The organism is Spongisporangium articulatum (assembly GCF_044465595.1).
Lineage (GTDB): Bacteria > Actinomycetota > Actinomycetes > Actinomycetales > Kineosporiaceae > Spongisporangium > Spongisporangium articulatum.
This window is the reverse complement of record NZ_JBITLV010000003.1, coordinates 545,622-560,099: the sequence shown is the minus strand read 5'-3', so window position 1 is coordinate 560,099 and position 14,478 is coordinate 545,622. Positions and strand designations below refer to the sequence as shown.

Genomic DNA, 14,478 nt, shown 5'->3' with positions numbered 1-14,478 from the left:
ATCCACCGATGCGGGAACCCCGGACGGGTGATGAGACGCTGTACCTGCAGCAACACCCGCAAGTAACCGAACCAGGCGTGACCGCCCGTCCCTGCCGGCCGGAGCGCGCCCCTGGAACTGAGATCCCGAGAGGCGCTCATGAACATCGTGGTTTGCGTCAAGTACGTGCCTGACGCGCAGGCGGACCCCCACTTCGCGTCCGACAACACCGTGGACCGGGCCGGCGAGGGCCTGCTGTCGGAGCTCGACGAGTACGCGGTGGAAGAGGCCCTCAAGCTGGCCGAGGCCGACGGCGGTTCGGTGACCGTCCTGACCGTGGGCCCGGACGACGCGGTCGACGCCGCGCGCAAGGCCCTGCAGATGGGCGCCGACGAGGCCGTGCACGTCGTCGACGACGCGATTCACGGGTCCGACTACCTGGCGACCTCGAAGATCCTCGCGGCCGCCCTCGGCACCCTGGAGTACGACGCGGTCATCACCGGCATGGCCTCCACCGACGGCGCCGGCGGCGTCGTGCCCGCGATGGTGGCCGAGCGTCTGGGCATCCCCGCGGTGACCTTCGCCAGCGAGCTGACGGTCGAGGGTGGCGTGGCGAAGATCCGCCGCGACAACGACGCCAACACCGACACCGTCGAGGCGTCCCTGCCCGCGCTGATCAGCGTGACCGACCAGATCAACGAGCCCCGGTACCCGAACTTCAAGGGGATCATGGCGGCCAAGAAGAAGCCGGTGAAGACGCTGTCGCTGTCCGACCTGGGCCTCGCGGCCGACGAGGTGGGCTCCGGCGCCGCCACGACCGCCGTCGCCGACGTGACCGCGCGCCCGCCGCGCCAGGCCGGCGAGATCATCACCGACGAGGGGGACGGCGGCGCCAAGCTCGTCGCGTTCCTCGCCGGCGCCAAGCTCGTCTGACCGATCGACTCACACGAAAGGACACTGAAGATGTCGCAGGTTCTCGTGCTCGTCGATCACATCGACGGCGCCGTCCGCAAGACCACCAACGAACTGCTCACCATCGCCGCCCGGCTGGGTGAGCCGGCCGCCGTGTTCATCGGCAAGGGCTACGACAACGCCGCCGGCCAGCTCGGCGAGTACGGCGCCAAGACGGCCTACGTCGTCGACGGCGAGGGGCTCGACGAGTTCCTGGTCGCCCCCAAGGCCGAGGCCCTGAAGGCCGTCGTCGACCAGGCGTCCCCGGCCGCGGTGCTGGTGGCCAGCAGCGCGGAGAACAAGGAGGTGGCCGCCCGCCTCGCGGTGAAGCTCGACTCGGGCCTCATCACCGACGCGGTCGACGTCCAGGCCGGTGACTCCGGCCCGGTGACCAGCCAGTCCGTGTTCGCCGCCGCCTTCACCGTGAAGGCCGGCGTCAGCAAGGGCACCCCGGTCATCACCGTCAAGCCGAACTCGGCCACCCCCGAGGCCGTCGGTGGCGGCGCCCCCGAGGTCGTCAACGTCTCGGTGACCGTCTCCGACGCCGCCAAGGGCGCCAAGATCGTCGACCGCAAGCCGAAGGAGAAGTCGGGTCGCCCCGACCTCGCCGAGGCCGCGATCGTGGTCTCCGGCGGCCGCGGCACCAACGGCGACTTCTCCAAGGTCGAGGAGTTCGCCGACGCCGTGGGTGCGGCCGTCGGTGCCTCCCGCGCTGCGGTGGACGCCGGCTGGTACCCGCACAGCAGCCAGGTCGGCCAGACCGGTAAGCAGGTCTCCCCGACGCTGTACGTCGCCGCCGGGATCTCCGGCGCGATCCAGCACCGGGCCGGCATGCAGACCTCCAAGACGATCGTCGCCGTCAACAAGGACGCGGAGGCGCCGATCTTCGAGCTCGTCGACTTCGGTGTCGTCGGCGACCTCTTCACGGTGCTGCCGCAGGCCACCGAGGAGGTCGTCAAGCGCAAGGGCTGACCACCTTGGCTTGACCCGCTCAGCACCGAACGCGCCGGGAGCCGCCCGTCCAGGGTGGCTCCCGGTGCGCTTTTGGCCCGGCCGTCCTACCGTTGGATCATGTTCGCGAAGGCGCGGAACACGGGGCTGGCCGTCGCCACCGTCCTGGTGGTCCTCGGCCTGAGCGCCTGCGCCTCGGGTTCCGCATCGCACCAGGTCGTCCCCGACTTCACCGGAGACCTCACCCGGCCGCTCGACGCCCCGGCCGGGACGGGCGCCCCGGCGAACCCCAAGCCGGCCGCCCCCGTCGCCGAGCACACGGCGCACGGGGCCGCGGACGTCGTCCGGTACTTCTGGAACGCCTACAACTACGCCTACGACACCTACGACACGGCGCCGCTGGAGTCGGTCTCCCGACCCGGGTGCAGCGTCTGCTCCGAGGTGAGTTCCGACGTCCGGCTGATCCAGGCCGCGGGCACCCAGGTACGCGGGCACCGGATGCAGCTGATCGACATCGACCAGATCGTTGGGGCGGACGGGACGTCGGTCCGGGTCGAGGCGCGGATCAGCCGCGAGGACGGGGTGGCCGTCGAGGCCGACGGGTCGCAGACCGAGCTGCCGGGGTTGGACCCCAGGCACTCGACCGCCACGTTGACCTGGGAGGACGGCGCCTGGAAGGTGGACTCGATCCGGACGTCGGCCTGAGGGCCGTCGAGCATCGGAGAGCCGGGCGGGACGTCAAGCCCTTGACTGCTGAGACCGGGCGACGCCGTCACGGGGGGGAACGGCGCCGCCCGGCACGCCTGAGCTTACGAGACCATTCTGTGTGCCCCGCACAGGGGTACCCCGTTCGGCGCAATATGTGGCCCACTACACACGCGGGAGGTGTGCGGCTGCGGCGGCCGTCGGTCGGCGTCCGAGCGGCGTCCGGTCGGCGTCCGGTCGGCGTCGGGTCGGCTCATACACTGGACCGGTGAGCGCCTACCTGGACCACGCGGCGACCACGCCGATGCTCCCCGAGGCGATCGCGGCGATGGCCGAGGAACTGGCCCGTACCGGTAACGCCTCGTCCCTGCACGCGTCCGGTCGGCGGGCCCGCGCGGTGGTCGAGGAGGCCCGGGAGACCGTGGCCGCCGCCCTCGGCGCGCACCCCCTGGAGGTCGTGTTCACCTCGGGCGGGACCGAGGCCGACAACCTGGCCGTGACCGGGTTGTACCGGGCCCGCCGGGCCGAGGACCCGCGCCGGGTACGGGTTCTGGCCTCGGCCGTCGAGCACCACGCGGTGCTCGACCCCGTGCAGGCGCTGGCCGCCGAGGGGGCGACGGTCGAGCTGCTGCCCGTCGACGCCCTCGGCCGTCTGCGGCTCGACGCGCTCGAGGCCGCGCTGACCGCCGACCCGGAATCCGTCGCCCTGGTCAGCGTGATGTGGGCCAACAACGAGGTCGGCACCGTGCAGCCGGTGGCCGAGGTGGTGGCCCTGGCCGAGCCGTACGGGATCCCGGTGCACAGCGACGCCGTGCAGGCCGCGGGCACCCTGCCGGTCGACTTCACCGGGTCGGGGCTGCACTGCTTGAGCGTGAGCGCGCACAAGTTCGGCGGACCGGTCGGCTCGGGTGCGCTGCTGGTGCGCCGGGGGACGGCGCTCGCCCCCGTCCTGCACGGCGGCGGCCAGGAGGGCGGGGTCCGGTCCGGGACGCTGGATCCGCCTGCGGTGCGTGGGTTCTCGGTGGCGCTGGCGGCGGCGGTCGAGGCGTCGGTGGCGACGTCCGCGCGGGTCGCGGGGCTGCGTGACCGGTTGGTGGCGGGGGTGCTCGCCGCGGTCCCCACGGCGGTGCCGCACGGCGATCCGGCGCCCGGTGGGCGGCTGCCCGGCATCGCCCACTTCACGTTCCCCGGCTGCGACGGCGACTCGTTGCTGTACCTGCTGGACGCGCGCGGCATCGAGTGCTCGACCGGCTCGGCGTGCCAGGCCGGCGTGCAGCAGGCCAGTCACGTCCTGCTGGCGATGGGGCTGTCCGACGCGCAGGCCCGGGGCGCGCTGCGGTTCTCGCTCGGGCACACGTCGACCGAGGCCGACGTGGACGCGGTGCTGGAGGCGATCGGGCCGGTGGTCGAGCGCGCGTCCGCCGCGTCGATCGCCGCGTCGGTGGCGGGGGTGGGGGCGTGAAGGTCCTGGCCGCGATGAGCGGGGGCGTCGACTCGGCCGTGGCCGCGGCGCGTGTCGCCGAGGCCGGGCACGAGGTCGTGGGCGTGCACCTGGCGCTGTCGCGCAACCCGGCCTCGCACCGTGTGGGCGCCCGGGGGTGCTGCACCGTCGAGGACGCGGGCGACGCCCGCCGCGCCGCCGACCGGATCGGGATCCCGTTCTACGTCTGGGATCTCGCCGAGCAGTTCGAGCGCGACGTGATCGAGGACTTCGTCGCCGAGTACTCGGCCGGGCGCACCCCGAACCCGTGCGTGAAGTGCAACGAGAAGATCAAGTTCTCGGCGTTGCTGGACAAGGCGCTCGCTCTGGGCTTCGACGCGGTGGCCACCGGGCACTACGCGCAGGTGCTCCCGGGCGTGGACGGCCCCGAGCTGCACCGGGCGGTCGATGAGGCCAAGGACCAGTCGTACGTGCTGGCCGTGCTCGGCCCGGAGCGGTTGTCCCGCGCGCTCTTCCCGCTCGGCGACACCCCGAAGGAGGCGGTGCGCGAGGAGGCCGAGGCTCGCGGGCTGCGCGTCGCGACCAAGCCCGACAGCCACGACATCTGCTTCATCGCCGACGGGGACACCGCGGGCTTCCTGGCCGAACGGCTCGGTACCCGGGAGGGGCCGATCGTGGACTCGTCCGGGGCCGTGCTCGGCACGCACGAGGGGGCGTACGCCTTCACCGTCGGGCAGCGCAAGGGGCTCGGGCTGTCGCGTCCCGAGCCCGGCGGGCGCCCGCGGTACGTGCTGTCGATCGAGCCGGTCTCGAACACCGTCGTCGTCGGTTCCGTCGAGGAGCTGTCCGTCTCGTCGCTGTCGGCGGGGGCACCGACGTGGTGCGGGGCGCCGCCGGCGGTCGGGGACCGGGTGGGTGTGCAGGTGCGCGCCCACGGCGCCGAGGTGCCGGCCGTGCTGACCGGGCTGGACGCCGCCGGCGTGGCCGTGGAGCTCGAGTCGCCGGTGCGCGGGGTCGCCGCCGGTCAGACCCTAGCCCTCTACTCCGGCACCCGCGTCCTGGGCTCGGCCACCCTCACCTGACCCCCGCCACCCCCCCCCGGGGTGATCATGCGCAAACGCATGACTCCTGCGTCGATCATGCGCAAACGCATCATGCGTTTGCGCATGATCACCGTGAGAGTGCTGCGTTCGTGCATGATCAACGGGGAGGTTTGGTGCGGGCCGTCGGGGGCGCGGTGGTGGGGTCGGCGGGCCAGGGGTGCTTGGGGTAGCGGCCCCGCAGCTCGGCGCGCACTGACGGATACCCGTTCGGCCAGAAGGATTCCAGGTCGCTGGTGACGGCGGCGGGGCGGCCGGCGGGGGAGAGCAGGTGCAGGACGACGGGCACGCGCCCGCCGCCGATCCGGGGCCCGGACCGCGCCCCGAACATCTCCTGCAGCTTCACCGCCAGCACCGGGGCGTCAGGCTCGGCGAGGTTCTGCGAATAGGCGACGCGCAGTTGCGAACCGCTGGGCACGGTGATCCGTTCGGGGGCCAGTTCATCGAGCCGGGCGGCCTGGCGGTGGTCGAGCAGCCGGCGCAGCGCCGAGGCCGTGTCCACCCGGGCCAGGTCGGCGCGGCGGCGGGCGCGGGACAGCTCCGGGGCGAGCCAGTCGTCGATCCGGGCCAGCAGGGCGTCGTCGGTGACCGCCGGCCACTCCTCGCCCAGCGTGGCGTGCAGGAAGGCCAGCCGGGCCCGCAGCGCGGCCGCGCCCGGCGTCCAGGTGAGCAGCGACAACCCCTCCCGGCGCAGGCCCTCGGCCAGTGCGGCCGCCAGCAGTTCGCGCGCCGGGTCGCGCAGCGGGCGTTCGGTGAGCGTGATCGCGCCGAGCCGCTCGACCTCGCGGGCCACCACGTCGCCGTCCACCCAGGCGACCTCCTCCTCCAGACGCAGCAGGTGGGCGCCGACCTCGCGGGCGGTGGCCTCGTCGATCACCGCGGCCAGCCGGACCCGGGCCGTCGGTGCCCCGGCCTGCCGCTGGGCCACCGCGACCGCGAGCCAGGCCGACGTGGACAGCCGCGAGCCGGGGGCCGCCTCTGCGCCGGTGCCGCCCGCCATGAGGAAGTGACCGGACGCCGAGTTCCGGCTCCGGGCCAGGCGTTCCGGGTACGCCAGCCCGGCCACGAGCCCCGCGGCCAGGTCGTCGGGCACCGCCGGGCCGCCGGCCTCCTCGGGACGTAGCCGCTCGACCTCGGCCCGCCACCGCGCCGTCGCCGCCCGGTCGTGGCCGTCCCGCAACCGGCGCCAGGCGTGCGCGAGGTCGTCCGTCCCACCCGCGAGCGCGTCGTCGGCCAGGATCGCCACCACCTCGGCCGCCCGCCGGCCACCCACCAGCCCCGCGCCGTCCAGCAGCGCCCGGGCCAGCCGCGGATGTACCCCGACCGTCGCCAGCCGGCGCCCGCGGTCCGTGACCCGGCCGTCGTCGTCCACCGCGCCCAGCGCCTGCAGGGTCTGCCGGGCGACCGCCATCGACGCCGCCGGCGGGACGTCGAGCAGCGGCACCGACGCGCCGTCCGGGTCACCCCACCGGGCCAGCGCGAGCGCGAACCCGCACAGGTCGGCGACCGCGACCTCCGGGTCGGGGTGCGCGGGCAACCGGGCGTGCTCGGCCTCGGACCAGCAGCGGTACACCCGGCCGGGCGCCTCGCGCCCGGCCCGCCCGGCGCGTTGGTGCGCCGACGACCGCGACACCCGCACGGTGGCCAGCCCGTTCAGCCCGCGGGACAGGTCCGTGCGCGGCACCCGCGCCAGACCCGCGTCGACGACGGTGCGCACGCCGGGGACGGTGAGGCTGCTCTCGGCGACGGCGCTGGCCAGCACCACCCGTCGCCGGGCCCCGGGGCGTAGCGCGGCGTCCTGGTCGGCGGCGGACAGGCGGCCGTGCAGCCGCAGCACGTCGACCCCGTCGATCGCCCCGAGACGGGTTGCGACACCGTTGATCTCACCGGCACCGGGCAGGAACACGAGCACGTCGCCGCTCGTCTCGCTGAGCGCCCGACGCACCACCGACGCGACGTGGTCGAGCAGCCGGGGATCGACCCGCAGGCCGTGGGGCGGGTCCACCGGCCCGGCCGGCGGGCACCACACCGGCGTCACGTCGAACAGCGGCGCGTCGGCGCCGATCACCGGGCCGTCGAGGAGCGAGGCCAGCCGGTCGGCATCGGCCGTCGCCGAGGTGGCCAGCACCAGCAGGTCGGGGCGCAGGGCCGCCCGGCTCTCGAGCGCGAACGCGACGGCCAGATCGGTGTCCAGGTGCCGTTCGTGGCACTCGTCGAGCACGACCGCGCCCACCCCGGGCAGTTCCGCGTCGCGTTCCAGGCGCCGGACCAGGACGCCGGTCGTCACCACCTCGACGCGGGTCGCCGCGCCCGTGCGGGAGTCGCCGCGCACCGTGTACCCGACCCGGGCCCCGACCGGTTCGCCGAGCAGGTCGGCCATCCGGCGGGCGGCGGCCCGCGCCGCGATCCGGCGGGGTTCCGCGACGACCACCCGCGCCCCGTCGTCCAGCGCGTCGGCCAGCGCGAGCGGGACCAATGTCGTCTTGCCGGTGCCCGGCGGCGAGACCAGCACGGCGGCCCCGGCGCGCGTCAGGCGGTCGACCAGGTCGGGCAGCACGGCCGAGATGGGCAGCGGCTCGGGAAGCGCGGCCTCGGCGCGGGCCGACATCCCGGGGAGCATGCCCCCAGTCTCGCGCGTCATGATGGGTGGGTGAGTGAGGACATCGCAGTCAGCGGCGGCATCCGCCTCGGTCAGTTCCTGAAGCTCGGCGGGGTCGTGGACGGCGGTGGCGACGTCAAGGGCCTGCTGGCCGCCGGGCTGGTCCGGGTCAACGAGCAGGTGGAGACCCGGCGCGGGCGGCAGCTGGCCGCCGGGGACGTCGTCCAGGTGGCCGGCCGCTCGTTGCGGATCACCGAGGCCTGAGGCGTGGGCGAGCCGGTCCACGGCCGGGCGACCGGGGTCGGGTCGTGGCCCGGTACGGACGTCGTCGAGACGATGCGCCTGACCTTCGGCGAGCTCGGCGACCCGCCGCACCTGCCCTACCTGCCGGAACTGCCCGCGCGGGGGCCGGGCGCCGACATGCTCGGCCGCTCGGCGGCGCTCCTGGTCGACCTGCCCGTCGACCTGCAGCCGTCGGGATGGCGGCTCGTCGATCGCCCCGGGCGGGACCTGCAGCGCGCGCAGGCGTGGCTGCGGCAGGACCTCGACGTGCTGGCCGAGGTCGCCGACGGCTACTCCGGGCCGGTGAAGGTGCAGGTCACCGGCCCGTGGACGCTGGCCGCCGGGTTGTGGCTGCCGCGCCTGGAGCGGGTCGTGGTGGACGCCGGGGCCTGCCGCGACCTCGTCGCCTCGCTCGCCGAGGGCGTCGCCCGCCACGTCGAGGAGGTGCGGCGCCTCGTGCCCGGGGCGGACGTCGTCCTGCAGCTCGACGAACCCGGCCTGAACGCCGTCCTCGACGGAACCATCCGCACCGCAAGCGGTTTCGGTCGCCTGCGAGCGGTCGAGGAACCGCTCGTCGAGGACGGCGTGCGCGCCGTCCTCGAGGCCGCCGCGGGGGCGGGGGCGGCCACCGCCGTCCACTCGTGCGCCGCCCGGCCGCCCGTGGAGCTGCTGGCCAAGGCGGGCGCGCAGGCGCTGTCCATCGACGTGGCCCAGCTCGGGACGCCCGGCTGGGAGCGGGTCGCGGCCGCGGTCGAGGGCGGGGTCGCGCTGTGGGCCGGTTGCGTGCCGACGTCCGGTTCCACCTCCCCGGAGACGGCGGCGGACGCCGTGTGGCGGCCGTGGCGGCAGCTGGGCCTGGACGCCGGGAGCGCGGCGTCCGTGGTCGTGTCGCCGGCGTGCGGGCTGGCCGGGGTGTCGCCGGAGCAGGCACGGGAGGCGCTCGCCACGGCGAAGAAGGCCGCGGCGATCCTCGCCGACAGGGCGTTGTCGTAGCCGTCGGGCAGGATGAGCCCGTGGACGAGGTTGAGGTCGACTCAGCAGATGACGTAGCGGCACGGCACCGGTGGGACGAACTGGCAGAACTCCTACGGGACGCCCGGTTCAACTACTACGTGCGGGACGCGCCGACGCTGTCGGACGCGGAGTTCGACGTCCACATGCGCGAGCTGGAGGCGCTGGAGGAGCGGTTCCCGGGTCTGCGCACGCCCGACTCGCCGACCCAGGTCGTCGGCGGGGCCGTGTCCACGGACTTCCAGGCCGTCGAGCACGTCGAACGCATGCTCAGCCTCGACAACGTGTTTAGCCTCGAGGAGCTCCAGGCCTGGTGCGAGCGGGTCGAGAAGGAGCTCGGGCCGGGCGTGCGGTACCTGTGCGAGCCGAAGATCGACGGGCTGGCGATGAACCTGCTCTACGAGAACGGCCGCCTGGTCCGGGGGGCCACCCGGGGCGACGGCCGGGTCGGGGAGGACGTGACGAACAACGTCCGGACCATCGAGGGCGTGCCGCACCGACTGAACCGGCTCGACACGACCGACACGCCGTTCCCCGAACGGCTCGAGGTGCGCGGCGAGGTCTTCTTCCCGATCGAGGGTTTCGAGGCGCTGAACGCCTCGCTGGTCGAGGCCGGGAAGGCGCCGTTCGCCAACCCGCGCAACACCGCCGCCGGCTCGTTGCGGCAGAAGGACCCGCGGGTGACGGCGTCGCGCAAGCTGCAGATGCTCGTGCACGGCATCGGCGCGCGGGTCGGGTTCGACATCGACAGCCAGTCGCACGGGTACGAGCTGCTGAAGGCGTGGGGCCTGCCGGTGTCCACGACCTACCGGGTGGTCGACTCGATCGCCGCGGTCCAGGAGTACGTGCAGTACTACGGCGAGCACCGGCACGACCAGGTGCACGAGATCGACGGCGTGGTGGTCAAGGTCGACTCGGTCGCCGCGCAGCGCCGGCTCGGGTCGACGTCGCGGGCGCCGCGCTGGGCGATCGCCTTCAAGTACCCGCCGGAGGAGGTCAACACCAAGCTCCTCGACATCCAGGTCAACGTCGGGCGTACCGGCCGGGTCACGCCGTTCGGGGTGATGGAGCCGGTCGTGGTGGCCGGGTCGACCGTCGGGATGGCCACGCTGCACAACGCCTCCGAGGTGAAGCGCAAGGGCGTGCTGATCGGCGACACGGTCGTGCTGCGCAAGGCGGGCGACGTGATCCCCGAGATCGTCGGGCCGGTCGTGGCCGCCCGCGACGGCAGCGAGCGCGAGTTCGTGATGCCGACGGACTGCCCCGCGTGCGGGACGCCGCTGGCCTACGAGAAGGAGGGCGACGCCGACATCCGCTGCCCGAACGCCCGCTCCTGCCCGGCGCAGCTGCGGGAACGGCTGTTCCACGTCGCCAGCCGGGGGGCGTTCGACATCGAGGCGGTCGGCGAGAAGGCCGCGGTCGCGCTGCTCGAGGCCGGGGCGGTCGCCGACGAGGGGGACCTGTTCACGCTCACCGAGGCGCACCTGCTCTCGGTGCCGCTGTTCACCAACAAGGACGGGTCGCTGTCGGCCAACGGCCGCCGGCTCCTGGAGAACCTGGAGGCGGTCAAGCAGCAGCCGCTGTGGCGGGTGCTCGTCGCGCTGTCGATCCGGCACGTCGGCCCCACCGCGGCGCGGGCGCTGGCCCAGGCGTTCGGGTCGATCGACCGCATCCGGGCGGCGTCGGAGGAGGAGCTGGCCGGGGCCGAGGGCGTCGGGCCCACCATCGCCGTGGCGGTCAAGGAGTGGTTCGAGGTCGACTGGCACGCCGAGGTGGTGCGCAAGTGGGCCGAGGCCGGTGTGCGGATGGCGGACGAGGTCGACGAGTCGACGCCGCGCACGCTCGAGGGGCTGACGATCGTCGTCACGGGGTCGCTCGAGGGCTTCAGCCGCGACGAGGCCAAGGAGGCGGTCCTGTCACGCGGTGGCAAGGCGTCCGGCAGCGTCTCGAAGAAGACGTCGTTCGTCGTGGTCGGTGAGAACGCCGGGTCGAAGTACGACAAGGCCGTGCAGCTGAAGGTCCCGGTCCTCGACGAGGCCGGCTTCCGGGTGCTGCTCGCCGACGGTCCCGATGCGGTCACGCCGCTGGCGACGCCCGAAGAACCGTGATCACCGCGATCGCGTCATGTCTCCGGGTCTGGCCCTGAGAATCGACCGGCTTCCGGTGATCATGGAACGGATCTACGCCACGACCTGGTCCGGACGGTCGCGGAGGTCAACCCAGGTGTAGCGCAGGACCCGGTAGCCGGCCGCAATGAGGATGTTCTGGCGTCGCCGGTCGGCAGTCAGTTGTCCCGGGGTCCGATGTGCCGTCAGCCCGTCGACCTCCACGACCAGTCCGGCGCCCCCGAACAGGACGTCGGCGACGGCCACGATCCGGCCGTCGACCAGCACGGGCGCGTTCGCGCTCCATCCGGTCACTCCGGCCTTACGCAGCAAGTCGTGAAGTCGCCGCTCAGCGACGCTCACCGCGCCGCCGGCCGTCACTCGGAGGATCCACAGGAGGTTGGGTGTCCCGGGCCGTCCGAGTCGCGACCGCGCTGCGGCGGACAACCGCCCCCGGTCGAGGATGCGCCGCGTACTGACCCAGGCCCACAGGGCCAGGCCGGCGTCGGGTGGGAGCAGGGCGAGGCAGTCGACGGCCGTCCGGCCCTCGCTGGTCACCGCGAGACCACCGGCGAACCGGAACACGTCGGCGGGCGTCAGGTCCGCCGTGTGCAGGACGATGTCCGGACGACGACACGAGGTTGCAGATGCAGGCGTGCGGGTGGCATGTCCCTGGGTGAGGTGTACGTCGTCGAGCGGGAACCCGTGCCACTGCGCGGCCGTGCAGTGGCTGACGACCGCCCCCGGAACCGTGAGCTGCGTCGCCCAGGCCCGGCTGCGGTTGGTCGCTGGGTGATCGCGATGAATCATTCCGCGACCTAAGAGGTTTCGCCACTCTCCGGTCCGCCGCCGCTGCGTGATCCGATCCGGTGACCACCCCTCGGCGAGAGCCTGGGCACGGGTGAACACTCCGGCCTGGCAGACGGCGACAGCGGGCATCGACATGTCTCGACCGTGGCGCTTCCCGGGTCGGTCGAAGGCTCGGGCGGGTACGACCTGTGGAGAAGCCAACCGTCCTCAGGGGTGTGGACGGCGCGATCAGCACACCATGATCACCGTGATCGCGTCGTTCGTGCGGGTCGAACCCAGAGGATCGACGCGATTGCGGTGATCATGGGGAAGGCCTCCGCCGGAGCCGGTCGTTCTCGGCCGTCAGGTCGGCGTTGGCCTCCGTCAGGTCGGCGTTGGCCTCCGTCAGGTCGGCGTTGGCCTCCGTCAGGTCGGCGTTGGCCTCCGTCAGGTCGGCGTTGGTCGACTCGAGGGCCAGGACGTGCGTCACGCCGGCCAGGTTGACCCCGTCGGCCATGAGTTCCTTGATCCGGCGCAGTCGCCGGACGTCGTCGGAGCTGTACCGGCGCGTGCCCCCGTCGCTGCGAGCGGGCTGCAGCAGGCCCCGGCGCTCGTACAGCCGCAGGCTCTGCGGGTCGAGGCCCACGAGTTCGGCGGCCACCGAGATCCCGTACAGGCCACGACCGGCCTCGGCTTCGGGCGGCTCAGCCATCGTCACCCACCTGCACCTCCGCATCTTGCATCGACCTGACGAGAATGCTATAAGAAATCTGTCTCAAACAACATAGATTTCGGTGCGGAGCCGGAATCTCGATCATGGAGGTGGGATCTCCCATGTTGGTTCGTACCGACCCGTTCCGTGAGCTGGAGCGCCTCTCGCAGCAGGTCTTCGCCGGCCCGGGCACGCTTGCGCGGCCCTCGGGCATGCCGATGGACGCCTGGCGTGACGGCGAGGAGTTCGTCGTCGAGTTCGACCTGCCGGGCATCGAGCTGGACGCCGTCGACCTCGACGTCGAGCGCAACGTGCTGACCGTACGGGCCGAGCGGCCGCTGCTGCCCAGCGACCACGAGGTCCTGGTGGCCGAGCGGCCCCGGGGCGTCTTCAGCCGACAGATCATCCTCGGCGACAACCTCGACACCGGGGCGATCCGGGCGTCGTACGCCGGGGGCGTCCTGACGCTGCGCATCCCCGTCGCCGAGCAGGCCAAGCCGCGCAAGATCGAGATCAGCACCGCCGAGGAGAAGACCGCCATCCACGCCTGAACCGCCTGAGGAGCCCCGACCGTCCGGGCGCCACCCGGTTCACCGTCCCAGGTGGCGCCCGGTCCAGGCGTTGGCGAAGGCCCCGCGCGGGTCGAGTCGTCCCGCGAGGGAGAGGAACTCGGGCACGCGCGGGTAGACCTCGACCAGTCGGTCGGCGGTCATCGGGAACACCTTGCCCCAGTGCGGGCGGGCGTCGAACGGGGCCAGCGCGGCCTCGATCCGTTCGAGCACGGGCAGGACGGCGGCCAGGTCGGGCACCCACGTGAAGTGGAACGCGGCGCTGTCCCGGCCGCCGCTGGGGGACAGCCACAGGTCGTCGGCCGCGATCCGGCGCAGCTCGCAGACCTGCAGGACCGGATGGATCAGGTCGGCCAGCGGGGCGAGGGCGGCCAGCGCGGCCGGGCCGTCGGCGGCCGCCACGAAGTACTCCGACTGCAGCTCCTCGCCGTTGCTGGGCACCATCTCCAGCCGGAAGTGCGGCAATCGTTGGAACGACGGCCCCGGGACGCCGCCCTGCTGCACCGCGTTCTCCGCCGAGATCCCCGGCACCGGGTTGCGCGGTCCGGCCTCGGCCGCAGCGAACCAGGGTTCGTCCACGACCCCCGGCGCCCCGTCGTCCACCCGGTGCTTGAGCCACACCTGGCCGCGCAGCGGCCGGGACCAGTCCAGGAACACCGACACGCTGTACGCGGCCGCCAGCACCGCCTCGTAGTGCTCGAGCAGGACGTCGAACGGCAGCCACTCGTGCACGCTCACCGCGACCTCGAAGGCCGGGACGACGTCCAGTTCCACCGCCGTGACCACCCCGAGCGCGCCCAGGCCGACCACGGCCCCGGCGAAGTCGTCCTCCCCCCGGCGCAGGGTCACGAGCTCGCCCGTCGACGTGACGAGGTCGAGCGCCGCGACGTGCGTCGCGAGGCTGCGGTTGCCGACCCCCGACCCGTGCGTCCCGGTGGCGACCGTGCCGGCCACGCTGATGTGCGGCAACGAGGCCAGGTTGGCGCTGGCCAGGCCGTACCGGTCGAGCTCGAGCGCCAGCTCGCCGTACCGGACGCCGGCCGCCACCCGGACCCGGTGGGGCCCGAGCCTCTCGACGTCCCGGGGGAGGGCGGCGGTCGAGACGAGAAGCCCCGCCGTGTCGGCGATGTCGCTGAACGAGTGGCCCGACCCGACGGCCTTGACCCGCTCGGCCCCGGCGACCAGGGCCTGCAGCTCGGCGACCGACTCGGGGGCCGCGAACCGCTCCGCGTGCCACGTGATGTTCCCGGCCCAGTTCCGCCTCGACACCGCAGTCATGAGGTC

General features: G+C 73.6%; 13 protein-coding genes. 9 read left to right on the top strand and 4 right to left on the bottom strand.

Going from position 1 to position 14,478, the window contains the following annotated elements; genetic code table 11:
* Window positions 1-138: 138 nt before the first annotated feature.
* The 5 genes from ACIB24_RS12230 (at window position 139) to mnmA (ending at window position 5,109) form a co-directional block, all read left to right on the top strand.
* The gene (locus ACIB24_RS12230; protein ID WP_398280241.1) at window positions 139-912 is read left to right on the top strand and encodes an electron transfer flavoprotein subunit beta/FixA family protein; all 774 of its coding nucleotides are present in this window, start codon (window positions 139-141) and stop codon (window positions 910-912) included.
* Between the two features lie 30 nt (window positions 913-942).
* Window positions 943-1,902 (top strand): electron transfer flavoprotein subunit alpha/FixB family protein, encoded by a 960-nt coding sequence (locus ACIB24_RS12225; protein WP_398280238.1) that lies wholly within the window; start codon window positions 943-945, stop codon window positions 1,900-1,902.
* 99 nt (window positions 1,903-2,001) lie between these two features.
* The gene (locus tag ACIB24_RS12220) at window positions 2,002-2,586 is read left to right on the top strand and encodes a DUF6318 family protein (protein ID WP_398280235.1); all 585 of its coding nucleotides are present in this window, start codon (window positions 2,002-2,004) and stop codon (window positions 2,584-2,586) included.
* 304 nt (window positions 2,587-2,890) lie between these two features.
* On the top strand, window positions 2,891-4,048 hold the full coding sequence (locus ACIB24_RS12215) for a cysteine desulfurase family protein (RefSeq protein ID WP_398280438.1): 1,158 nt from the start codon (window positions 2,891-2,893) through the stop codon (window positions 4,046-4,048).
* Window positions 4,045-5,109, top strand: a complete 1,065-nt coding sequence (gene mnmA, locus ACIB24_RS12210; protein WP_398280232.1) for a tRNA 2-thiouridine(34) synthase MnmA — start codon at window positions 4,045-4,047, stop codon at window positions 5,107-5,109. The genes ACIB24_RS12215 and mnmA overlap by 4 nt, the downstream gene beginning before the upstream one ends.
* 118 nt (window positions 5,110-5,227) lie before the next feature.
* Here the strand turns inward: mnmA and hrpB are convergent, their stop codons facing one another.
* Window positions 5,228-7,747, bottom strand: a complete 2,520-nt coding sequence (gene hrpB, locus ACIB24_RS12205; protein ID WP_398280436.1) for an ATP-dependent helicase HrpB — start codon at window positions 7,745-7,747, stop codon at window positions 5,228-5,230.
* A gap of 30 nt (window positions 7,748-7,777) precedes the next feature.
* Here hrpB and ACIB24_RS12200 point away from each other — a divergent pair, with 30 nt between their 5' ends.
* Genes ACIB24_RS12200 through ligA form a run of 3 tightly spaced genes read left to right on the top strand, consistent with a single transcriptional unit; the run spans window position 7,778 to window position 11,127 of the window.
* Window positions 7,778-7,990: an RNA-binding S4 domain-containing protein gene (locus ACIB24_RS12200; RefSeq protein WP_398280229.1), complete on the top strand. Its 213-nt coding sequence runs from the start codon at window positions 7,778-7,780 to the stop codon at window positions 7,988-7,990.
* A gap of 3 nt (window positions 7,991-7,993) precedes the next feature.
* A complete protein-coding gene (locus ACIB24_RS12195) occupies window positions 7,994-9,001 on the top strand; it encodes a methionine synthase (protein WP_398280226.1) in 1,008 nt (335 codons plus the stop codon).
* 20 nt (window positions 9,002-9,021) lie between these two features.
* Window positions 9,022-11,127, top strand: a complete 2,106-nt coding sequence (gene ligA, locus ACIB24_RS12190; RefSeq protein ID WP_398280223.1) for an NAD-dependent DNA ligase LigA — start codon at window positions 9,022-9,024, stop codon at window positions 11,125-11,127.
* Between the two features lie 72 nt (window positions 11,128-11,199).
* Here the strand turns inward: ligA and ACIB24_RS12185 are convergent, their stop codons facing one another.
* Both ACIB24_RS12185 and ACIB24_RS12180 read right to left on the bottom strand, forming a co-directional pair.
* Window positions 11,200-11,934, bottom strand: a complete 735-nt coding sequence (locus ACIB24_RS12185) for a DUF559 domain-containing protein (protein ID WP_398280220.1) — start codon at window positions 11,932-11,934, stop codon at window positions 11,200-11,202.
* A gap of 301 nt (window positions 11,935-12,235) precedes the next feature.
* Window positions 12,236-12,625, bottom strand: coding sequence for a MerR family transcriptional regulator (locus tag ACIB24_RS12180; protein ID WP_398280217.1), 390 nt, complete (start codon window positions 12,623-12,625; stop codon window positions 12,236-12,238).
* Between the two features lie 122 nt (window positions 12,626-12,747).
* Here ACIB24_RS12180 and ACIB24_RS12175 point away from each other — a divergent pair, with 122 nt between their 5' ends.
* Window positions 12,748-13,176 (top strand): Hsp20/alpha crystallin family protein, encoded by a 429-nt coding sequence (locus ACIB24_RS12175; protein ID WP_398280214.1) that lies wholly within the window; start codon window positions 12,748-12,750, stop codon window positions 13,174-13,176.
* A gap of 39 nt (window positions 13,177-13,215) precedes the next feature.
* Here ACIB24_RS12175 and ACIB24_RS12170 read toward each other — a convergent pair whose 3' ends face one another.
* Window positions 13,216-14,472, bottom strand: coding sequence for an FAD-binding protein (locus ACIB24_RS12170; protein WP_398280212.1), 1,257 nt, complete (start codon window positions 14,470-14,472; stop codon window positions 13,216-13,218).
* Between the last annotated feature and the right edge of the window lie 6 nt (window positions 14,473-14,478).